This window comes from Chitiniphilus eburneus, from assembly GCF_005048205.1.
Taxonomy (GTDB): Bacteria; Pseudomonadota; Gammaproteobacteria; order Burkholderiales; family Chitinibacteraceae; genus Chitiniphilus; species Chitiniphilus eburneus.
The window spans coordinates 25,364-47,248 of sequence record NZ_SUMF01000002.1 but is presented as its reverse complement, the minus strand read 5'-3'; the positions used below and the strand labels follow the sequence as shown (position 1 = coordinate 47,248).

19 protein-coding genes are annotated in these 21,885 nt (G+C 50.5%); 2 read left to right on the top strand and 17 right to left on the bottom strand.

Annotation, left to right across the window (positions count from 1 at the left end):
- A complete protein-coding gene (locus FAZ21_RS02795) occupies positions 1-1,128 on the top strand; it encodes an MraY family glycosyltransferase (protein ID WP_136771765.1) in 1,128 nt (375 codons plus the stop codon).
- Positions 1,129-1,272: 144 nt separating this feature from the next.
- Positions 1,273-2,244, top strand: a complete 972-nt coding sequence (locus FAZ21_RS02790) for a glycosyltransferase family 2 protein (RefSeq protein WP_136771764.1) — start codon at positions 1,273-1,275, stop codon at positions 2,242-2,244.
- 131 nt (positions 2,245-2,375) lie between these two features.
- On the opposite strand, the gene FAZ21_RS02785 is transcribed toward FAZ21_RS02790, so the two are convergent.
- The 17 genes from FAZ21_RS02785 to FAZ21_RS02705 all read right to left on the bottom strand — a co-directional run bounded on the left by FAZ21_RS02785 (position 2,376) and on the right by FAZ21_RS02705 (position 21,830).
- Positions 2,376-2,918: a D-glycero-alpha-D-manno-heptose-1,7-bisphosphate 7-phosphatase gene (locus FAZ21_RS02785; RefSeq protein ID WP_136771763.1), complete on the bottom strand. Its 543-nt coding sequence runs from the start codon at positions 2,916-2,918 to the stop codon at positions 2,376-2,378.
- Positions 2,915-3,604: a nucleotidyltransferase family protein gene (locus tag FAZ21_RS02780; RefSeq protein WP_136771762.1), complete on the bottom strand. Its 690-nt coding sequence runs from the start codon at positions 3,602-3,604 to the stop codon at positions 2,915-2,917. Before FAZ21_RS02780 ends, FAZ21_RS02785 begins: the two co-directional genes overlap by 4 nt.
- The gene (locus tag FAZ21_RS02775; RefSeq protein WP_211243345.1) at positions 3,604-4,188 is read right to left on the bottom strand and encodes a D-sedoheptulose 7-phosphate isomerase; all 585 of its coding nucleotides are present in this window, start codon (positions 4,186-4,188) and stop codon (positions 3,604-3,606) included. The genes FAZ21_RS02780 and FAZ21_RS02775 overlap by 1 nt, the downstream gene beginning before the upstream one ends.
- Positions 4,189-4,228: 40 nt before the next feature.
- Positions 4,229-5,254, bottom strand: coding sequence for a GHMP family kinase ATP-binding protein (locus FAZ21_RS02770; RefSeq protein ID WP_136771761.1), 1,026 nt, complete (start codon positions 5,252-5,254; stop codon positions 4,229-4,231).
- Between the two features lie 40 nt (positions 5,255-5,294).
- Positions 5,295-6,326, bottom strand: coding sequence for a GDP-mannose 4,6-dehydratase (locus FAZ21_RS02765; RefSeq protein WP_136771760.1), 1,032 nt, complete (start codon positions 6,324-6,326; stop codon positions 5,295-5,297).
- Positions 6,327-6,384: 58 nt separating this feature from the next.
- Entirely contained in the window at positions 6,385-7,575 is a 1,191-nt protein-coding gene (locus FAZ21_RS02760; RefSeq protein ID WP_136771759.1) for a glycosyltransferase family 4 protein, read from the bottom strand.
- Positions 7,550-8,713 (bottom strand): acyltransferase family protein, encoded by a 1,164-nt coding sequence (locus tag FAZ21_RS02755; protein WP_136771758.1) that lies wholly within the window; start codon positions 8,711-8,713, stop codon positions 7,550-7,552. Before FAZ21_RS02755 ends, FAZ21_RS02760 begins: the two co-directional genes overlap by 26 nt.
- Positions 8,710-10,692 (bottom strand): glycosyltransferase family protein, encoded by a 1,983-nt coding sequence (locus tag FAZ21_RS02750; protein WP_136771757.1) that lies wholly within the window; start codon positions 10,690-10,692, stop codon positions 8,710-8,712. Before FAZ21_RS02750 ends, FAZ21_RS02755 begins: the two co-directional genes overlap by 4 nt.
- Before the next feature lie 23 nt (positions 10,693-10,715).
- The gene (locus tag FAZ21_RS02745) at positions 10,716-11,651 is read right to left on the bottom strand and encodes a GDP-L-fucose synthase family protein (protein ID WP_136771756.1); all 936 of its coding nucleotides are present in this window, start codon (positions 11,649-11,651) and stop codon (positions 10,716-10,718) included.
- 120 nt (positions 11,652-11,771) lie between these two features.
- A complete protein-coding gene (locus tag FAZ21_RS02740; protein ID WP_136771755.1) occupies positions 11,772-14,966 on the bottom strand; it encodes a methyltransferase domain-containing protein in 3,195 nt (1,064 codons plus the stop codon).
- Positions 14,954-16,348, bottom strand: coding sequence for an ABC transporter ATP-binding protein (locus FAZ21_RS02735; RefSeq protein WP_136771754.1), 1,395 nt, complete (start codon positions 16,346-16,348; stop codon positions 14,954-14,956). The genes FAZ21_RS02740 and FAZ21_RS02735 overlap by 13 nt, the downstream gene beginning before the upstream one ends.
- On the bottom strand, positions 16,338-17,156 hold the full coding sequence (locus FAZ21_RS02730; RefSeq protein ID WP_136771753.1) for an ABC transporter permease: 819 nt from the start codon (positions 17,154-17,156) through the stop codon (positions 16,338-16,340). The genes FAZ21_RS02735 and FAZ21_RS02730 overlap by 11 nt, the downstream gene beginning before the upstream one ends.
- Before the next feature lie 118 nt (positions 17,157-17,274).
- Positions 17,275-17,817, bottom strand: coding sequence for a dTDP-4-dehydrorhamnose 3,5-epimerase (gene rfbC / locus FAZ21_RS02725; protein ID WP_136771752.1), 543 nt, complete (start codon positions 17,815-17,817; stop codon positions 17,275-17,277).
- A 28-nt stretch (positions 17,818-17,845) separates the two neighbouring features.
- Positions 17,846-18,733, bottom strand: coding sequence for a glucose-1-phosphate thymidylyltransferase RfbA (rfbA, locus tag FAZ21_RS02720; protein ID WP_136771751.1), 888 nt, complete (start codon positions 18,731-18,733; stop codon positions 17,846-17,848).
- Positions 18,730-19,644: a dTDP-4-dehydrorhamnose reductase gene (gene rfbD, locus FAZ21_RS02715; protein WP_136771750.1), complete on the bottom strand. Its 915-nt coding sequence runs from the start codon at positions 19,642-19,644 to the stop codon at positions 18,730-18,732. Before rfbD ends, rfbA begins: the two co-directional genes overlap by 4 nt.
- Positions 19,641-20,705 (bottom strand): dTDP-glucose 4,6-dehydratase, encoded by a 1,065-nt coding sequence (gene rfbB / locus FAZ21_RS02710; RefSeq protein ID WP_136771749.1) that lies wholly within the window; start codon positions 20,703-20,705, stop codon positions 19,641-19,643. Before rfbB ends, rfbD begins: the two co-directional genes overlap by 4 nt.
- Positions 20,706-21,830, bottom strand: a complete 1,125-nt coding sequence (locus FAZ21_RS02705; protein ID WP_136771748.1) for a glycosyltransferase family 4 protein — start codon at positions 21,828-21,830, stop codon at positions 20,706-20,708.
- Between the last annotated feature and the right edge of the window lie 55 nt (positions 21,831-21,885).

The window sequence follows — 21,885 nt, the reverse complement described above, 5'->3', positions numbered from 1 at the left end:
ATGCAGGTTCTATTCATCAGCTTCCTGATTTCCTTGTTGGCCACGCTGGCCATCATTCGCACGCGCGGTTGGCACGGTAGTCTCTCCGCCGATCACGATCTCGGCGGCGTACAGAAATTCCACGCGCGCGCCGTGCCGCGTATCGGCGGCGTCGGCGTGTTTCTCGGTGTGCTGGGCGTGGCCACTTGGTATTCCGTGAAAGGCATCGTGGAGGAGCGCGCGTTCTGGCTGCTGGTCCTGGTCAGCCTGCCGGCGTTCCTGGGTGGCTTGGTCGAGGATCTGACCAAAGCGGTGTCCCCCATGGCGCGGCTGATACTGACCATGGTCGCCGCGATGGCTGGCTTCTGGCTGCTGGATGCCGGCATCGGCCGCCTGGATGTACCGCTGCTCGACCCGATGGTCCAGTTCTGGCCGGTGGCCCTGCTGTTCACCGCCGTGGCGGTCGCTGGTGTGGCCAACGCGGTGAACATCATCGATGGCTACAACGGTCTGGCGGCGATGGTGGCGATCATGATCTTTGCAGCATTCGGCTATGTGGGCTGGATGTTGCAAGACCCTCTGATCTGGCGCACGGCATTTGCCATGATCGGGGCCATACTTGGTTTCTTTGTCTGGAATTTCCCTCGAGGCAGCATCTTTCTCGGTGATGGTGGGGCATACCTGATCGGCTTTATGGTGGGTGAGCTGGCGGTGTTGCTGGTCGCGCGTCATGAGCAGGTCAGCCCTTGGTTCCCGTTGCTGGTGGTGATCTATCCGGTATTCGAAACGCTGTTCTCGATCTGGCGAAAGAAGTTCGTCCGCGGGATGTCGCCAGGCATGCCGGATGGCGTGCACCTGCATATGCTGGTTTACAAGCGCCTGGTGCGTTGGGCGGTTGGCAGCACTGACGTGCGCCACCGTACTACGCGCAATGCACTGACATCGCCGTATTTGTGGTTATTGTGTTCGACTAGCGTGGTGCCGGCGGTGATGTTCTGGAAGAACCCGGTTGTACTGCAATGTTTTATTGCAGGTTTCATGCTGCTCTACCTCTATCTGTACCGGCAGTTGGTGCGGTTCAGGTCGCCTGCTTGGCTGGTAATACGGCGCCAGCGAGGAAGAAAGCGGGCCATAAAGAAAAATCAGTAACGCTCCAGCGGCAACGAAAAATCTGCACTATTCATTTCGGACCCCCTTTTTAATGTCACTGGTGAGTGACGAATTCAGATTGATGCTCACCAGCAGGCAGGCAATAAGGGGAGAGGGACGGTTGATGCGAGCTAAAGCAATTCTGTGACTACGATCTTTTCCAAAGAGGTTTTACCCGTCACCGTTATCATCGTTAACTGGAATGCGGGGGAACTGCTCGAACGTTGTATTGAAAAACTAAACTGTCAGACAAAGCTGCCGCAACGCATTGTTGTGGTCGACAATGCCAGCAGTGACGCTAGTTTGGCTTTTTTGAAAGAACAGCTGAATATCGAACTGATCCGGCTTGATTCGAATACTGGTTTCGCCCATGCCAACAACATTGCGTTGAGCACAGTAATAACGGAATACGTGGCGTTGTTGAATCCGGATGCCTTTCCTGAGCCAGCATGGCTGGAAGCATTGATTGATTGTGCCCGCCGTCATCCGGAAGCCGCTTCGGTCGGCTCACTCCAGCTTATGGATTGCATGCCGCTTCGTGCCGATGGGACGGGCGATTGTTACCATATAAGTGGCATGATGTGGCGACGCAATTTCAATCAACCTATTGAACCAGCCAAGGAGCAGGAAGGCCAGATTTTTGCGCCATGTGCCGCCGCTGCGCTCTATCGAATGGATGCGCTGCGCTGTACCGGATTTTTTGAAGAGCGTTTTTTTTGTTATTGTGAAGACGTTGACCTTGGATTCAGGCTGCGTTTGGCGGGGTTTAATGCCTACTATGCCCCCAAGGCAATTGTCACGCATATTGGCTCAGCCACTTCTGGCGGACGCCATAGCGATTTCGCTGTTTACCATGGTCATCGCAATCTGGTGTGGGTATATGCGCGCAATATGCCAATGGCGCTACTTGTTGTGTTTTTGCCGTTGCATATTCTTGCAAATTTGATCGCGATTCTCGCTGCAATGCGCCGGGGACAAAGCCGAACCATCCTTCGTGCGAAAATCGACGCCATGGTACGATTGCCAGAATTCTGGAAGGATAGGGTCAGGCTCTCTTCCCTGCGTAAAGCGCCCTTGCTGAAAATATTAGGGGCACTCTCCAAAAAGTTGCGTTGAGTGTTCACGAAAGCTGAAGTCGCAGCTTTGCGAGTGCTTGATAGGGAATAGGGAAACAGCTCTGAACTGCTTCCCTTCAATGAGTGGCATATAGAGTATCTAAGATGGCCTATTCGCAAGATAGGACTGGGTCATTGACTTTTTGCAATGAGATAAGCTAAAGCATCATCCAGCTTCCTGATTGCGGTACCTGGCCCCTCGCTGCTTTCCCGCCCGATATGCAGCAACGTACCCACTCCGGCTGCCTGCCCAGCCAGCATATCGGACGTATTGTCCCCCACGAAGATGGAAGCGGCCAAATCAAGATCAAGTTCGCGCTGAGCTTGAAAAAGCATCCCCGGTCCGGGTTTGCGGAATTCGCTATCGCGACGATAATGACCAATGCCATGCTCTGGATGGTCCGGGCAGTAGTAAATGGCGTCGATTTCGCCGCCTTGCTGAACAATCTGCTGGCGAACCCAATTCATCAGCTTATGAAAGTCGGCTTCGGTATAATAGCCCCGCCCAATGCCTGCCTGATTGGTTACGATTACAATCAGATAACCATTTTTCTTGGCCGCGGCAATGAGTTCGAATATCCCGTTAACGAAATCAAAATCCTCAGGTTTATGCACATACCCATGGTCGATATTGATGACGCCATCTCGGTCCAGAAAAAGCGCGCGTTGTTTCACACGTAGTCCGCTAACAAGGTTTGGGCCAAAGAAAAATCCTCTGGTATGCCGATATCAATAAACAAACCCGCTGTCTGGAATACGTTGACTGGCTCTTGGGTTACGGCGCTGACCAGGTAATCGGTTTCCAGGGAAAAAGGTGTATTAACTGGCCAGCTATCAAGTTGCCCCTTGGGAAACACATAGCAGCCTGCGTTGATTAAACCCGGGCCAGCCATGCCTTTCTCTGAAAATCCCTTGACCGTGCCATCCATCACCAACAGCCTGCCATACCGCGTGGTATCCAGGACCTCCCGGCCGACAATGATAGGTCGCTGGTCCTTCTGCCAGACCTGCTCAACCAAATCGGCCTCGAGATCGACGAAGGTATCGCCATTGAAAACAAAGACATGATCACTCTCGCAGTGCGTCATGGCCAGGCGGATCGCCCCCCCGGTGCCCAAGGGCGAATCCTCTTGCACGTACACGAGCTCCATGCCACCAAATTGTGAGCCGAAATAGCCGGAAATCTTCTCACCCATGAAACCCAATGAGAGAATGACCCGATCGAATCCCTTGCGCGCCAGGGAGGCCAATAATATTTCCAGGAAAGGCTTCCCTGCGATAGGCGCCATTGGCTTTGGAACATCTGATACAACCTGGCGCAAACGAGTGCCAAAGCCCCCGGCAAGTACGATTGCTTCCATTATTCAGGTGCCTTGAACAAGGCTTGCTCAACCAGTCCGCAAAGAATATGCCCGAGGACAAGATGGCCTTCCTGTATTTTGGGCGTGTCTGCGCTTGGGACTTCTAGTAAATGATCACAAAGTTGTTGAATCCTGCCCCCACGATTTCCGGTCAGGCCAATACACACCATTCCACGCGAACGGGCCTCCTCAAAAGCCAGCAGAATATTGGGGGAGCGTCCGGATGTTGTATATCCGATAAATACATCCCCCTTGTTGCCCAAAGCCTGTACCTGGCGAGCAAAGAGCTTCTCATAGCCATAATCGTTGCCAATCGCGGTTATGATGGAGGTATCCGTAGTCAGCGCAATAGCTGGCAGCCCTGGGCGGTCAAAGGCGAATCGACTGACAAATTCACCGGCCATATGTTGTGCGTCAGCGGCGCTTCCACCGTTGCCGGCAAACAGGATTCTGCCTCCATTACGCAAGCTATTGATACATGCTTCAGTAGCCCTTTCAACAGTGGCCAATAGCGCTTCATCGGCCAGCATTGCCGACATGACCTTTTGAGCTTCGCTGATTTTATCGGTAATGTAATTTCGCATTCTGTCGCTTCCTAACCAGTGATTATATTTAACTGAAACGTCAAATCCGCCAAGCCTGAGTTCCATTCTTCGTGAAATGGCAATTGCTTACTTGCCCTTGATATTTGCTGAGCGTGCGGACGACATCCATTCGCTTTTCTGTCGGCACAAAAAACAGCATAAAGCCTCCACCACCAGCGCCGGACACCTTCCCCGCCAGCGCTCCCGCCTCGATGGCGGCCTCATAGATTTCATCTATATGTGGATTCGAAACCGTCTTGGCGGAACGCTTCTTGTTTTCCCAGCCCAAGCGCATCGATTCCACCAACCCGGCGAAATCTCCACGCAGTAGGCACTCTTTCATTACGAGCGCTTCCCGCTTGATGCCATGCATTGCTTCCAGAGCATCAGTTGCGCCCGCTTGCACATTTTTGCTTTGATCCGCAATGATTCGGGCCGATTCCCGAGAAACCCCTGTAAAAAACAAAACCAGAGATGCCTCGAGTTCGCAAACGATCCAGTTCTTTATACGCAGAGGGTTAATCACCGCCCGTTCATCCGCGTAAAATTCCATGAAATTGAACCCGCCGAAAGTCGCAGAGTATTGATCCTGGCGCCCGCCCTGCAATTGACAATCCACCCGTTCGATCTTGAATGCCATATGGGCAATCGTATAATCATCCAACGGGAGATTGAGCAATTCAACGAATGCGCGAATCATGGCGACAACCAGGGTTGATGAAGACCCGAGGCCAGATCCGGCAGGTGCATCGCAAAAGGTGCTCAACTCCAACGAAATAGGAACCCCGCTGTTGTAATGTTGCACCATGTGGTTGTACACGGCCTTGTGCAAATCGAGCTTGCCATTGAGCGCCAAGGATGCCGACATGGCCAGTTCTTCCTCGGTTTGTTGGTCTGTTGCCGCAAACCGCACTACAGGCTGATCCAATGTCTTGATCACAGCATAGGCATAACGATCAATTGCTGCATTTAACACATATCCCCCATGGATATCGCAATAGGGGGAGACATCGGTACCCCCACCTGCCAGACCTAGGCGAAGGGGGGCTCGGGCTCTGATAATCATTGGGTAGCTCCAGTAGTGGCCAAAAGCTGGGAGGGTGAAATTATCGATTCAAAGGAATTTTTCCCTTCCCAATTTCATCCCGCCAATGATTCAGCAGGTCGGTGAACATCTGACGAGCGGAAATTTCCGGCTTCCAGTCGATTGCCGCGCGAATCTTGGTATTGTCGAACATCTGGTAGTCCGCATCGATGGGGCGCAATCTATCTTCGTCTGTTGCTACCTTGATGTCATCCCGAGTGCTTAGACTCAGAAGCAGATCGATGACTTCAGGCAGCTTGAATACCTCTTCGCCGGCGATATTAAAGCATTCGCCGCACGGGATATTCCCCTTTTCGCTTGCTTCCAAAAGCAGGAAATAAGCCCTGACTGCGTCCCGGGCATCTTGAAAGGTTCGCGTGCTGGACAAGTTCCCGACCTTGATCACAGGGTCTTGGAGGCCAGCCTCGATCAGCGCAATTTGTTTGGCAACCGTACTTTCAAAGAAAACATCGCTCCGCCGAGGGCCGGAATGTGTGCCCATTCTCGTTACAAACGTTCGAATTCCATAGGCTTCGCCGTAAAAGCGCCCGAGGTAATCGGTCCCGATCTTGCTGATGCTATAGGGGCTTGCGCCATGAAAGGCTGTCTCTTCAGATAGCGGCACACCTGGCTTGGCCTTCCCATATACCTCGCTAGAAGAGCAGACGTGTACAACAGGGTTGTAACCATCTACTTCACGCATTTGTCGGATGGCTTCGAGCAGACTGGCTGTGCCGATAATATTGGTTTGCAGCGTCTCAATAGGTATGTTGAACGATGTCTTTGGGTAGGATTGCGCCGCCAGATGGGAAATGTAATCAGGCCTTAGATCACGCAGCATTCTCGAAAGCGCTGCGCCATCATTCAAATCAGCATAATAAAGGCTGATTCGATCCTTTCGATTGATTCTGCTTGTCAGGTGGTAAAGATTATCCATTGGCTCTTGCCAGCGCATCATTCCCACTACATCAAAATCAGTGTGCTGTAGCACGTAGTCGGCCAATTGCGAGCCGACTTGTCCGGTGATACCAGTGATCAATATTTTTTTGGCCATTATTGGTCCTTTGGCTGAAATTCAAAGAAGAGAGGATAATTACAAAAAAGTGTCGAGTTCATAGGAGATACGCATCAGCGATCCTATCGGCCATCGAATGCCAGGAGTATTCCGTAAAACAAACCTGCTGAGCGCGTCTGCCTAAGGCTGTTCTCTGCTGGTCGTCCTTGAGTAGTGAAATACATGCATCAGCAAATGACGTTGCGTCATTTGCCACCAGGATGCTTTCTCCATGGATATAACTCAAGCTTTCACACGCAATGGAAGATGCTACGCATGGTATACCATGCATGGCGTACTGGTGTATTTTTCCACGAATTCCTGCGCCACTCAGTGCGGGTGCAATTCCAATCGCAGCTCCACTCAGGGCCTCCTGCACGGTTTCAACCGTGCCGACGATATCAATGCCGCTCAACGTGCAGGTTGACCTCAAGTTGGGATCCAGGTCTCGGCCGACAACTCTCAAGCGGTAACTGCCCACGGCTGACCGCACCAAGGGATGCACATTCTGGCAATACCATAAAAGCGCTTCTTCGTTCGTCTTTGACCCGAAATAGGCAAAAAAGACCACAACAGGTTGCGTGGCAGAAGCTATCGCGTTGATTTTTGGAAATTCTCGCCGAGAAACAGCCGTCGGAATGCAAAATACTTGTTCCTTCGACTTGAAGTGACAAATGGCAGCGCGATCGGAGTCCGAGACTGTTACCACACGATCCGCGGCTTTTACATGAATGAGTTCCTGGGCGGCATGCCAAACCGATGCACAAAGCGTACGGACATTTCCCAGCAAATAAAGCAGGTTGCTAGTCAACAAGATGCCGCATGCACGCAATTGCGATTCCATAGGGCTAAAGTTGACGGTGGCCAAAGGCCAGTGTTGCTTGCTGGCATTTATCAGCTTCCCGCACTGATGATACTGAAGATCAACCAGATCGAAGTCCGCCTGCCTAAAAGGAATTTCATCGGCAAATCCTTTGTGCATCTGGCTAAGAGGGATTCTGAAAATTTCATCAAAAATTCGCTCGCAGCCCATCTCCTGTAGATCTTGATCAGCTTGTTCGAAGGTTACAAGTACCAGATATAGTTCGGGGCGCAGTTTTCGAATTTCGGCATATAAGTCGAGTAGGCGCAAGCCGCCGGCGTGCCCTCGGGAAGGAGCGTAGTAGCTAACAACCAGCACGCTTTTGACGTGCTGGCTTTCCTTAAGAGCTGGGCTAATCAATTTAGGCAGGGTCTTTTTGAGCTGCAACGGTGCCTACCACCGAACGTAGCGTTCCTGCTTTTGCCCAGGGAAAATATGAGCGGCCTGCGATTCTATTCACGGCTTTTCTGCCAAAGGCTATGCCAGGTCGTTCCGCAATGATGTGCAGAATCCCCGCAAAGAAGATGGATGCGATAACGGCGCTTGCCAGCAAAAGATACGGGTTGGATACCGTGCTTCGCAAAACCGCCATGGTTGCGAGCCCTATGGCTGCATGAACCAGATACAGCGGATAGACCATTTCAGAGAGCAATTTAATGAAGCCAGGCGTACGCTTAACTAACTTCGGCCCAATAACCCAGAATAAGATGAAAATGGAGACAGCTAGCAAGTGTGTGCCAACTGTTTCATAAGTTGATGGGTCCACCTTTGTGCTCTTGAAAATCTGGAATCCAAGCACAGAGATAAAAATGGAAGGAAAAATAGTCTGGATTTTCTCCGCAAGACCTGAGGCTCGTTCAGCAAGGAAAATGGTCGAACCTATACTGATCATCAATAAGAAGCGGGCCTGCCAAGCCATAATCCAAAGGTAATGATTTTCAGGATACTTCACACCCGCCAGAATGATGGCAAGCAAACAGCCCTGGACAAATACCAAACGAGTAAGTGAAAACCGGCCAATCATTGCAGCAATGATATAAAAAGTGCACTCTATAGCCAATGTCCATAACACTGTGGAAACACTACCGATAGGTATATAGAAAAATAGTAAAGATAAGCTTGAAAGATATTGACTTGCAGGAAAAATCAAGCCTTGTGCAAAATACAGGAACAAACCGAGAAGGGCGAGTGAAGCCGCGAGGGTCGGAAAAATTCGGAAAAAGCGATTCACGAGAAATTCAACCCGTCCATATCGCTCGCACATCATCGGCATTAAGTAGCCGGTAATAAGAAAGAATAAGCTGACGCCAAGTATCGCCGATTGAGTTGAGAAATGTTCTATAAGGAATATCTCGAATACATAGGCGCGCCATTGAGAGGCGTCGATCAATGGTAAGGACACGCCAGGGGCAATGATATTGGGGATAGAGGTGGCCCCACCCCCCACAAGTACGTAATGCCCATACATTACCAAACCAACGCAAATTACGCGTAATATGTCAAGATAAGCAAGTCTCTTGGTCATGATGTTCTCTTAAACATGAGTATATCGCGAGCCTTTTTGAACTTACGATAGACAGGGCGAAGTCGGCCGATTACCTGATTCACCGCATGGACAGCCGGATCCAGCGGGGGGGCGGAGGGAAGGCCATGTCCGGATACTTTGTCAATGATTTCGCAAGCAAGGGGGTCTTCATGGTGAACATCATATAATGCGTTGAGTTCATGCGTGTAGTTGGTCACCAATTCATAATGCTGTGCCCAGAATCCCTTTTCGGTTGCTTTCCGATACGCTTCGTAATGTCGATGAAAGTGCCCCTGCTGCACACGCAGCAGGACGTGGCGTGATCGATATACAGGGAGTTGATGACTATTTGCCGCCAAAATAACGCTTATTGGTAGAAGAACATCGAAGCGGCCGATTTTCTCTTCCGTCAGCAAACCATACGCGTTGCGGTGAAACATGAGCGTACCGGTTTGGTGTTCTGCCAGGCTGTTTTGGGTCCATCGGTATAAAGCAGTCGAGGCGTTGTTACGCAAAATCCCGACAGTGCCCAGTGGTGCCTTGTGTGCCAGATCACCTACATAAAAGCCACCGACATGGACTCCACCAGAATTGTTCGCCCCATCGTTCATGAACCAATCAAGAGCCTTCGAAAGGCTATCGTAGTGGGGAAAATCAAATTGCGTCATGAATACCGCAAATTCGCCGCTAGCGTGGGAGGTGAGTAAAGCGACCTTTTCCCCCATCCGCAGGCCCGCCCACTTCTGCGCGGTTATATCTGACGTTTGCCAAGGTTTCCAATGCACATCCGGCGGCAGCGGCTGAGCCGGTGCAGCGGCGCCTTCCTCACTGCAACAGTTAATGAAAACCTCTGCATTGTTGCGCTGCGCGGCGTATGCGGCGGCTTCCACCACATGACGCATATTGGTAAATGGCTGGTCCTGCTCTGAATCATGAAGGAATAGGAATACGTCGAGCCGCTTTCGCGTACCATCAGCCCGACGTTTTGCATCCCGTTTGACTGCCGCAAGGGCGCTAGAAAAACACGGTTCGAAGCAATAGCGTTGCTTCATCAGTGCCTGAGCCTTAACTACTTTCTCGCGCGCTTCTTCAGGGTTTTGATTGATTTGCTGCAATGCGTGGAGAATGGACTCAGCGCGCTCGGCTTCCGTGGCTCCATGGAAATAATAAACAAGATCGCCAAACAAGGCCTGGACATGGGGGTTCTTATCGGAGATCACCGGCACGCCGGCCGCAATGCCTTCGAAGACGCGGCTTGAAGACGTGCGGGATTTCATATGTGCTGGAGAGGAAATAGCCAGCACGGCGCCGTAGTCCTGCATTATTCGGGCCATGCTTACGCCATCAAAAGGAATTTCACCCCGATATGATTTAAAGCCTTCCCACGGGCTGATACCTTCCAGTTTGTTCGGGCCATAGAAGTCGCCGGCGTCCTGCTCCTGCAGAATATCGAGTAAGCCCTGCGCGCGGCCGGCGCGATCAGTGCCACGCTCCCAGTTAACACCGCAATAGAAGACTTTTCTTGCCTTATCCGTACCCATTGAGTCCGGTGATTTTGGGGGCAGCATTGCCTCACTGGAGCATGATGGAAACATTTCCAAGGAGGATTCGCGCCATTCGCTACCGACGATATTGCGAATATGAGCCTTCAGGGTATCCGATCCGTTGTACAGATAGTCATCGTAGGCACGAAGGTGATGCAGCAAAACTGTCCTGTAGTCGCCACGCAGGTGCATGAATTCCAGTGGGTTGGCTACCCACAGAAAGGTGGGAATATTCAGGAATTTTGGCGTGTCGTAATGAAAAGAGATTGCAAAATCAAAATCGTTTGCCAACGAGGCTTGATTCAGGCACTCCCCGGTGTCGACATTGAAGCCGAAGTAATCTGTGACCACGATCTTATAGCCGGTCTGCTTGATTTTTTCAATCAGCTCATATTCGCCGTTTTTAACATCGGGCCATTGCGAAATCAGCAACACACGAGGTTGACTTCCACTTTCAATCATTGCTGTGCCCTAGCTGCCTGTGCGGAATACCACGCCCATGTTTCCTCCAGCCCCTGGCGGATGGAGTATTGACAATTGAAGCCAATGGAGTTGATTTTTGATAAGTCGTAAGCTCTATAATCCTGGCCATTCGGCTTTTCGGCATCCCATACGACCTGATCAGTCATATTGGAAATTTCGGCGATCATCTCGACAATGTCTCTAATCCGATAAACGGTGCCGCTGCCAATATTGGTTGGCCCATTTATATTTTTCATGATTTCCAGGCCAACTCGCGCCGTATCCTTCACATACATGAAATCGCGCTGGGCGCTGCCATCCCCCCAAACGACGACTTTCCCACCCGCGCGCTTTGCATCGTAGAATTTTTTAATCAGCGATGGCACAACATGCCCAAATTCCACGTCGAATTTGTCGCGGGGGCCAAATAAATTGCACGAGACTACATAGGCCCACTCGAGGCCATAACTTTCTTCATATGCACGCAACATTGCCAGCATTGCACGTTTGGCGTGCGCATATGAATTTTCGGCAGCATGAGGCTCACCGAAGAAAATCATGTTTTCCTGCAATGGCAGGCCAGGGGAAGGGTACGGGTAGACGGCCCCTGTCCCCATGACGGTAATCTTTTTTACACCAACCCTATTGGCCGCATCGACTACATTGGTATTGATCATAACGTTGTCATAAAACGACAGCGCCTTGTTCTTCATGTTCCCCATGATTCCGTAAACGCGTGCTGCGGCATGGAATACATAATCGGGGCGCTGCGCTTCAAAGTACTTTCTTGTTGCCACCGAATCGACCAAATCACAGTCTTCTCGGCCAAGCTCAATAATATTCGTATAGCCTTCATTTCTCATGTGCTCAACCAGAGCAGAGCCCACCAGCCCCTTTGCGCCAGTGACAAGTATTTTGTCTTCAAAATTCATATCAACCTCGAAATAGACCTATTTTTAGGAAAATAGAAATAAAAATTTATGGCTTGTATTTGCAGTATGTTATTTGACTGTAAATTGTGATTGGTTCCAAGTCCTTGTTTCTTGGGGCGGTTAACCGTTGGGCTTTAGTGTTTCGCGAAGAGTTGCCAGTTCTTCATTGCTCGCAGCCAGATCGCGACTTACTTGCTCGAGCATTTCTGTGCGTTCTTTCAATAGTGTACGGGTATTAACCAACTCTTCGGTGCGAGAAGCCAGGTCTTGACTAACCTGTTCGAGCGCTTCGGTACGCTCTTTCGATGTTGTGCGGGCATTAACCAGCTCTTCGGTGCGAGACATCAGGTCGTGGCTAACCTGTGCGAGCGCTTCGGTACGCTCTTTCGATGTTGCGCGGGTATTAACCAGCTCTTCGGTACGAGAAATCAGGTCGTGGCTAACCTGTTCGAGCGCTTCGGTACGCTCTTTCAGTGTCGCGCGGAGCTTAACCAACTCTTCGGTACGAGAAATCAGGTCGTCGCTAACCTGTTCGAGCGCCTCGGTACGCTCTTTCGATGTTGTGCGGGTATTAACCAACTCTTCGGTACGAGAAATCAGGTCGCCGCTAACCTGTTCGAGGGCTTCGGTACGCTCTTTCAGTGTTGCGCGGAGCTTAACCAACTCTTCGGTACGAGAAATCAGGTCGTCGCTAACCTGTGCGAGCGCTTCGGTACGTTCTTTCGGTGTTACACGGGCGTTGACCAACTCTTCGGTACGAGAAATCAGGTCGCCGCTAACCTGTTCGAGGGCATCGGTACGCTCTTTCAATGCTGCGCGGGCGTTGACCAACTCTTCGGTACGAGAAATCAGGTCGTCGCTAACCTGTTCGAGGGCATCGGTACGCTCTTTCAATGCTGCGCGGGTGTTGACCAACTCTTCGGTACGAGAAATCAGGTCGTGGCTAACCTGTTCGAGCGCTTCAGTACGCTCTTTCAATGTTGCCCGGGTGTTGACCAACTCTTCGGTACGAGAAATCAGGTCGTGGCTAACCCGTTCGAGCGCTTCCGTACGCTCTTTCAATATTGCACGGGTGTTGACCAAGTCCTCTGTTCGGGAAATGAGGTCCTGGCTTGCTTGTTCCAAGGCGTTAGTGCGTTCCACTACCGTGGCACGTGAACACTCCAGTTCATGCGTTCGATTCTCAAGCACTTTTCGTACCGAAATCAAATCAACGGTAACCCCGGCATATTCCGTCTGGAGCGAATTATTCAACACAAAATGATCAATCACTGTTCCGCGTTGTAGCAGGTGCAGCCCATTGGCACATCGCGCAATGTTATCCCAGGCAACCGCATACTCGCGAACACCATCCCCATGATTGAATAAATTGGGGAACTCGGTATTGATGGTTATATCTTCTAATCTTGCTTCCAACAGTTTTGAGCCAAGATTGATACCGTGCGTCCATGCTTCGCGAGCGGCGGCAATATTCCCCAGGCCGTATGCAAGTTTCCCTGCAAGAAAAGCGCCTTCCGTCGTCTTTGTAGCTAAATGCACACCAAAGTCACCAACTTCTATTTCCGAGCACTCTCTGTAAGTAAGCTGTGCTTTCTCCAACTGCCCTGATGCTTCGAATATCTTTGCTTTTACAAATAGCAGCGATACTTTCCAGCGCAACGCCATCGGAGAATTGATTTGCCTTTTTGCGAAAGCCCCTATTTCCGCTAAAAGCGTACTTGCTTCATTGTTGAATGTTGTCGTTTTTTGCAAAAAAATATACGCAGATACGCATAGTGCGGCGGCGTAATCATTAGTGTCGGCCGGATAAGCCTTCATGACGTCTCGGGCCAGATCGCCAAGCGCTATGAGATCCTTTATCCGATATTCAACATTAACCATGGAATGCATCAACCATGGATTGGAGAAATACTTTTTATATTGAAGCGATGGGTGCTTTGACTCCAAAACATTCGAAAAAACACGCTCATCGTAGGGTATTGTGTTATCCAATGGCGATTTCATGGCGGTCATCAGCCACCACTCGCAGTCCAAAGGCGATTCATCTGTCCATGGTACAGGCTGCAGCACTCTGCCTCGAGCTTCCCAAGTGTTGTTCTTTGCCTTTACTTTGCAACGGCTCGCTGTTTGTGCGAGTGCATTCTCCAGAATGAACTGATTGCCCAATTGGTTTTTCAGCTTCTGCCAATCATAGACATGAAGATGGTATGGATTGGGATCCTCTCCGGTTTCATCGCTCCAATCATTCGGAACGCTGACGATGATTCTCCCTCCGGGAGTCAGCACCCTGTAGAATTCCTTAAGTAGGCCAACGGGATCCTCCACGTGTTCCAGCGTTTCAAAGGAAACGACGACATCAAACGAGCCATCTTCAAATGAGGAAAGCGCCTCTGGCAACATTCCGCAAAGATACTCGGCTCGCGTGGTGTCTGAGCCGTATAGTGCTTTCGCATATTCAATAGAGTTGGCGCTGCCATCAATGCCGGTTACTTTCGCGGCAGCGGTCAAATGTCGAAGTACGTGCCCACCATACCCCAAACCGCATGCAGCATCAAGCACGCGATCTCCTGGTTTGAGGTAATTCGCTGCCCAGTGATATCGAATAACATGTGCGTCGGAACGTTCCCCTACTTCACGAAGCATATCCATGTGAAGGTCGCGTTCTGCTTCAAGTGCGATCAGGGGATGTTTAGCAACTACAGCATTTGGGATTTTTTCCAGAAAAATATAGATTTGCCAGCTATCCCTGTTGAGGGACTCATAGTCATTGAGGCGATAATAACCAGGATGCTTGTGAAAACCCGCCTCTAGGCACCGACGCTCCCACCAGGCGCGTCCTTCAATCGTTAGGTGCCAATGCCCATCCCGATCTTGAGTGGTAGCAATTTGTAGTAGGACATTCTTTTGACATATCCGATGAATTTCCGATAACGCCGAGGGAATGTCTTGGGGAGCGATATGTTCTAAGCAATCTGTCGAAACAACGGTGAAGTAAGCATTGTCCTCAAAAGGCAAATCCAATACTGAGCCATGATGAAAGCGCCCCGGAATTCGGCTGTTCGAGCGGGCGACAACCTCTTCCGATACGTCAATCCCATGCGCATCAAATCCTTGTCTCAACAATGCTTCAACGAGCCGTCCTTCACCTGATCCAATGTCTAGAATGTTTCCCATTCCACAGAGCGCAACAATACGATCTGAAACCGTGGAAAGGTCGGCACTGGATTCGCCAACCCTTTCGGGGCTGCTCCAATAGCGGTCATACATTTCGGAGTAATTTGGGCTGTTTTCATTTAGCAAAATCAGTTGCTCCACTGTGCATGCACTCTCAAATCGCAAATTCCGCCAAAGAAATACTCATCTTTACGAAGCAGGACCTGGAAAAAAGCTGCCTCATCGATCCAGTGTAAGATTCTCTGATTTGAATAGTCGGGAGTTTCCTCATGACTAACGGCGGCTTGTACCTCGTATAGATTCATTCCTAATGGGCAATCGCATTCAAATTGAACATAGAATTCTTCATTTTTGGAGATGTTCTTGCGCCAGAAGGATTTGTCCGAATTTCCGGAAAATTGCATAGACATATCTTGGTTCAGGGTGCCCCAGGAATAGATCTTTACCCCTTCCTTGTTTCGAATTCTAATTGCCACATTCAAATTGCTTGCTGGTTCCGAGGTTTTGCAGTGTACTCTAATTTTAAGTGTATCTCCCGGGGAGAAAATGGCGCAGTCTTGATCATTGCAATCCAGGACGCGGACCCCAGTGATTCTGACATGACCTTCTCCAAATTCCAGCTGACTCGATCGGGCGTTGGATACCCGACTATCTACTGCAGATATGTCCGTGTTTGGTTCAATTTCATTTTCATCGACTGACGCAGTCTCATGGACAACTTTGGCGGGCTCCGGGATCAAGGAGCTAAAATAGGCCATTTCCTCTTCGTGTAACAACCTACGGTATTCCAGTACCACATCGGAAGACGTTCCCCAAGCTTGGCTTTTTCCATGGTTCAAGAGTAGCGCGCGATTTGTCAGGGTGCGAACACTTTCCTGGTCATGAGACACGAAGAGGAGGGTGGTTCCGTCGGAGACAAGTTTCTCGATCCGCTGAAAGCAGCGCTTTTGAAACAGCCAATCGCCAACAGCCAGCGCTTCATCGACCACAAGAATGTCTGGTTCGACTTGCACTTGGACAGCAAAGGCGAGACGCACGATCATTCCGCTGGAATATGTCTTTATTGGCTGGTCCAAGTGAGCGCCAATATCAGCAAATCCAGCGATGGCATCGAATTTTTCATCGATTTGTGCCGTTGTCAATCCTAGAAGGCTTCCATTTAGATATACATTCTCACGCCCTGTAAATTCGGGATTGAAGCCAGACCCCAGCTCCAGCAATGCTGCTATGCGCCCTTTGGTTTCAACGGAGCCGGAAGTGGGTGTCAGTGTGCCTGTAATAATTTGCAGTAATGTACTTTTGCCACTTCCATTTCGCCCAATGATCCCGACTGCTTCACCTTTCGCAACTTCGAAATTGATATTCTCGAGTGCCCAGAACTCTTTATAGTACTGTTTCGTGGGCTGACCGATTGCTCCCTGAATTCTCGGGTAGATGAATTGCTTCAGTCGATCACGAGGTTGTTCGAATATGTGATAGCACTTACTGAGATTTACTGCCTTAATTGCCAGTTCAGAGGACATCCGCAAAGCCCTTTCTTGTCGCTTGAAACCATGCAAAGCCGAGCCAGGCGATGCCCATGCTTGCGATCCAGTAAGCTAAGGTCATCGTTAAGTCCGGCGCTTTTCCCCAAAAGAGTGCATCTCGTGTTTGCTCGACGATCAAGGTAAGGGGGTTGAAATAGATAAGATGGCGATAGGCTTCTGGTATGGCAGAAACAGGATAAAAAACAGGGCTGAGAAAACTAAGTACCGTTGTAATGACACCGATGACTTGCGACACATCTCGTAAAAACACACCTAGAGACGAGAGGGCCCAACCGATGCCCATGATGAGAAGACAAAAAGGAAAAACAATTAAAGGCAGATAGAAGACCGTGACATGAGGAATTCCAAAAAGCAGAACGTATGCAATTAGCCAAACGCATAGACTGATTGCAGTATGGTAGAGCGCCGATAACAGGCCAACAAAGGGTAATATCTCCAGAGGAAATATGACCTTGCTTACATAATTAGGGTTGGAGAGAACAAGAGAAGGAGCGCGATTAACGCATTCTGCGAAGAGGTTATAAATGATGAGCCCAGCAAACAGGACCAGCGCGAATTCAGTTTTCGACCCGCTCCCGCTGCCCCAACGAGCTTTAAATATCACGCTAAAAACAAAGGTGTATACCACCAACATGAATAGCGGATTAAAAAATGACCAGAACAACCCTAGAAATGATCCTCGGTAGCGGCCTAGCACCTCACGCCGCACACATGCATTGATTAGCCCCCTGCTCCGCCATAGATTGCGGATCATTTCTACGGGGCTGATGGAAAAGTGACGCATTAAAAGCTCTCTTGATTCTGAATGTAATGTTTTTTTATATCTGGTGAACTATCTTTCGTAACCTGATGTATGACAAGGTTGAAATTTGACCAGATTGATTCCCAAATCACTTTGGGTATCATTCTGGTAGTTCAGCTTGGGCGAGAGGCGGCGCCCCCGCATCTTTTATGGACAATTTCAATTCGGAAAACTCAGGCCATTCGATTCCGGCGGATGACCATAATATGGTCCGCTCCAGTTGAGGGTCCCAATATTCCGTCGTTTTGTAAATGAATTCAGCGGCTTCGCTGAGAACGAGAAATCCGTGGGCAAACCCTTCAGGAATCCAGAGTTGTCGATGATTGTTGGCAGAGAGCATGGTACTTACAGAGTGCCCAAAGGTTGGTGATGATTTTCTGATGTCTACGGCTACATCAAATACTTCACCAATCACACAGCGTACCAATTTCCCTTGCGAACGAGGTGATAATTGATAATGCAGTCCACGCAATACTCCATGCAGTGAGTAAGAGTGGTTGTCTTGAACGAAGCTTACATTTCGACCAATCGCTTTTTCAAAGCGAGCTTGATTAAAGCTCTCATAGAAAAATCCGCGTGCATCATCAAAAACCTGTGGCTCGATGATCTTGACGTCTGGAATCGCGGTGTCAATTATCTTCATTTGGCTTTCTCTAGCTTTTTTTATGCTCTCAACAGAGTGGCGTGCGTTCCAACAGCTGAATCAAATATTTCCCATAGTTCGTTTTCTTCAGCGGTTGGGCCAATTTTTCCAACTGCATCGAATCTATCCATTTCAGACGGTAGGAAACTTCCTCGGGGCTAGCTACCTTCAACCCTTGACGTTGCTCTATGGTTTGAATGAACAGACTGGCTTCAAGCATTGATTCATGGGTGCCCGTGTCCAGCCACGCATACCCCCGGCCCATGGTCTTGACATCCAACATTCCCCGTCTCAGATATTCGCTATTGACATCCGTGATTTCCAGTTCGCCACGGGGTGATGGTTTGACTTTTTTAGCGATCTCCCGCACTTCGTTGTCGTAGAAGTAAAGACCAGTTACCGCATAGGCGGATTTCGGCTTTTGCGGCTTTTCCTCGATCGACAGGGCGTTACCGGCAGGGTCGAATTCTACCACTCCATATCGTTCTGGATCTTGAACATGGTATGCAAAAACGCTTGCGCCGCTTTGTTTTGCCGCGGCAGTTTGGAGTAGATCAGCAAAATCATGGCCATAAAATATGTTATCGCCAAGTATTAGAACCACATTGGCGTCGCCGATGAAATCATTTCCTATAAGAAAGGCTTGCGCGATACCATCCGGGCTTGGCTGTATCGCATATTGAATCGAGATGCCCCATTGCTCGCCTCCGCCCAGTAATTGCTGGAAACGAGGCGTATCCTGTGGTGTCGAGATGATCAGGATTTCCCGTATGCCGGCCAGCATCAACGTAGTGAGCGGATAATAGATCATCGGCTTGTCATAGATGGGCAACAGCTGCTTGCTTACCGCAATGGTGGCCGGATAAAGTCGGGTGCCGGAGCCTCCGGCAAGGATGATGCCTTTGCGATTTTTCATTGCTGTGCTCCCGCGCGCAGCTGGGTTAGTACCTGCTTAACGCCTTGTTGCCATGGAGGCAGCGTCAAGTTGAATGAGGTCCGTAATTTGGTTGTTGCTAATCGCGAATTAGCCGGACGTTGGGTCGATGTAGGATAGTTATGCGCCGGAATTGGTGTGATCGCGTCAGCTGTCACGCGAAAGGCCCAGCCCATCTGTGTCGCCAACCGGTTGATGGTTTGCGCATACTCATGCCAACTGGTTTCTCCTTCGGCAACTGCATGGTAAGTACCGAAGGCGAAGGATGCGCGATTCGCGGTACGCCAGTACATCGCTACCAGTTGTGCAGTCAGGTCGGCGAGCAAGGCCGCGCTGGTCGGGCTGCCGATCTGATCCGCGACAATCGATAGGGCTTCCCGCTCCTTCATCAGGCGCAGCATGGTCTTGAGGAAGTTGTCGCCATGAACGCCGTAGACCCAGGCGGTACGAAGAATCAGGTGACGGCAATTGCTGGCCTGGATTGCGTTTTCTCCAGCCAGCTTTGTTTTCCCATATATGGACTGAGGATAGGGTGTGTCGTCCTCGCTATACCACCCGCTCTTGCGGCCATCGAACACATAATCCGTCGAATAGTGGACCAAGAGCGCGTCATTGGCTGCGGTCCATTGGGCTAGCGCGGCGGGTGTGGTGGCATTGAGCTGTGTAGCTAGCTCAACCTCGGTTTCTGCTTTGTCGACCGCGGTATAGGCCGCTGGATTGACGATGACATTGGGCTGGATGCGTTCCAATAAGCTGAAAATTGCATTCGTATTGGTCAAATCGCATTCGTCACGACCCACGGCGACGACATGCCCTAGTACAGCCAAGCTACGCTCCAGTTCGAAGCCGACCTGCCCGCGTTTGCCAGTTATCAAAATCACCGGAAGCGTCATGATTGCTCCCCGTACTGTATTTGTACCCAGTCCAGGTAGGCCCCGGAGGTGACGTTTTGCACCCACCTGGCGTTAGCCAGATACCACATCACAGTCTTGCGAAGACCGGTTTCGAATGTGTCCGCAGGCTTCCAGCCTAACTCCCGCTCCAGCTTGCGCGCATCAATAGCGTAGCGCCGATCATGGCCTGGGCGGTCCGTGACGAAGGTAATCTGCTCTGCATACGGTCTGCCATCAGCGCGGGGCTTCAGTTCGTCAAGCAATGCACAAATAGCGCGAACAACATCAAGATTGGCCTTTTCATTCCAGCCCCCGACGTTATAAGTCTCGCCAGTTGTGCCTGCCTCAAGTATTCGGCGGAGCGCACTGCAATGATCCTTTACAAATAGCCAGTCCCTGATCTGCTGACCATCTCCGTAAATGGGGAGTGGTTTTTCAGCGAGCGCATTGAGGATCACCAGTGGGATCAGCTTTTCCGGGAAATGGTAGGGGCCATAGTTGTTGGAGCAGTTTGTTGTCAGAACAGGTAAGCCATAGGTATGGTGCCACGCACGGACCAGGTGATCGCTTGCCGCCTTGGAGGCGGAATAAGGGCTATTTGGTCTATAGGCGGTCGTTTCCGAGAAAGGATGATCCGTCGGCTCCAGGGTGCCATATACCTCATCGGTGGAAACATGCAGGAAGCGGAATGCTTCCCGCTCACGGGCGGGTAGTCCGTTCCAGTAATCCCGAACTGCTTCGAGCAGGTTGAAGGTGCCAACAATATTGGTCTGGATGAATTCGCTTGGCCCGTGAATGGAACGGTCCACATGCGACTCAGCCGCGAAATTGACTACCGCTCTGGGCTTAAACTCAACCAGTAAACGGCCGATCAGCTCGCGATCGCCAATGTCACCTCGTATAAACCGATGGCGTGGATCATCCTTGAGCGATATTAAGGTATCAAGGTTGCCTGCATATGTAAGCTTGTCAAGGTTGATAATCGCTTCATTGCTTTGATTCAACCAATCCAGTACAAAATTTCCGCCAATAAAGCCGGCCCCGCCGGTTACTAGAATCATTTATTGCTCGTCCTTATCAGTACGGCAATGCTTGCGATAGATCAGCCATTTCGGTGTTCTGAATTTCGTAATGCTACGATACAGCCACAGGTAGCCCAAGATAAACAAGACGGCTGTTGTTTGTAACGCAAGTTGATTGTTCCACCAGATACTTGCCGGGATAACCGAGAGCGAGGAAATCAACCATAAATAGGGTGATGTCATGGAATTGCGCATTTTGCGATCGCCGCTTTTTCCACTACCGACGGCCCAGCGCATCATGCGCTTATAGACAAGCTGGTGTAGGTGTGCAGCATCAGGCAAGCCAGGAGATTCTTGCCGGTGTAAACGCCGGTTGATCGTGAAAATTGTTTCCACGATGGGATAGAGCATTAGTACGACGGCATACCAAGCGGACACTCCCGGATTCCGCATCACCAGGCCGACGGCAAGGCTGGAGATGCCGAAACCAATGACATATGCCCCTCCGTCCCCAAGGAAAATCAGGCCGCGCGGCCAGTTCCAGAACATGAAGCCGGCACATGCGCCCAGTAGTGTTACCGCCAGGATACTGATCTGTCGATCGCCTACTTTCAGTCCGATGTAGGCGAGAGAGGCAAGAATAATCATGCCGACCGCGCAGGTTAGCCCGTTGTAACCATCGATCAGGTTCATGGCGTTGATCACGCCGACGATGGCAATCAACGTTAGCGCTATTGAGACGGGAGTGAATGCCAGCCAGGTGGACAAAAAGGGCAGATCTACCCGCACGATCCGCCAGTCCAACAAGTAGATCAGCAACAGCACGCCGCCTGCCATGGCGGCCAGGCGCGTTTTAATGAGGCCGATCTTCAGAATATCCTCCAGCAAGCCACCCATGAAAACCGGGAGGCATGCGAGAAAGATAAGGGCTGAAACCCTGGCCAGCGCTTCGCCTTCCATCAACAGCACCAGCGGCTGAACGACAAGGAATGCAGCGACGAGGGCTAACCCGCCAACCCTGGGAACAGGGCCGTCATGAAATTTTTGCGTCTCGGAGAGTTTGTTATCGCCGGTGAAATGACTGTGTTTGTGAGCGAAGCGCACTAGCAACAGACATATGGCAAAACTGACTACGAGCGCGACGAACAGGTAGAGCAATGACACGTGCAACGCTCAAGTAATGGTTTGACTACGCATTCTGTCACAATCTCGTGGCACG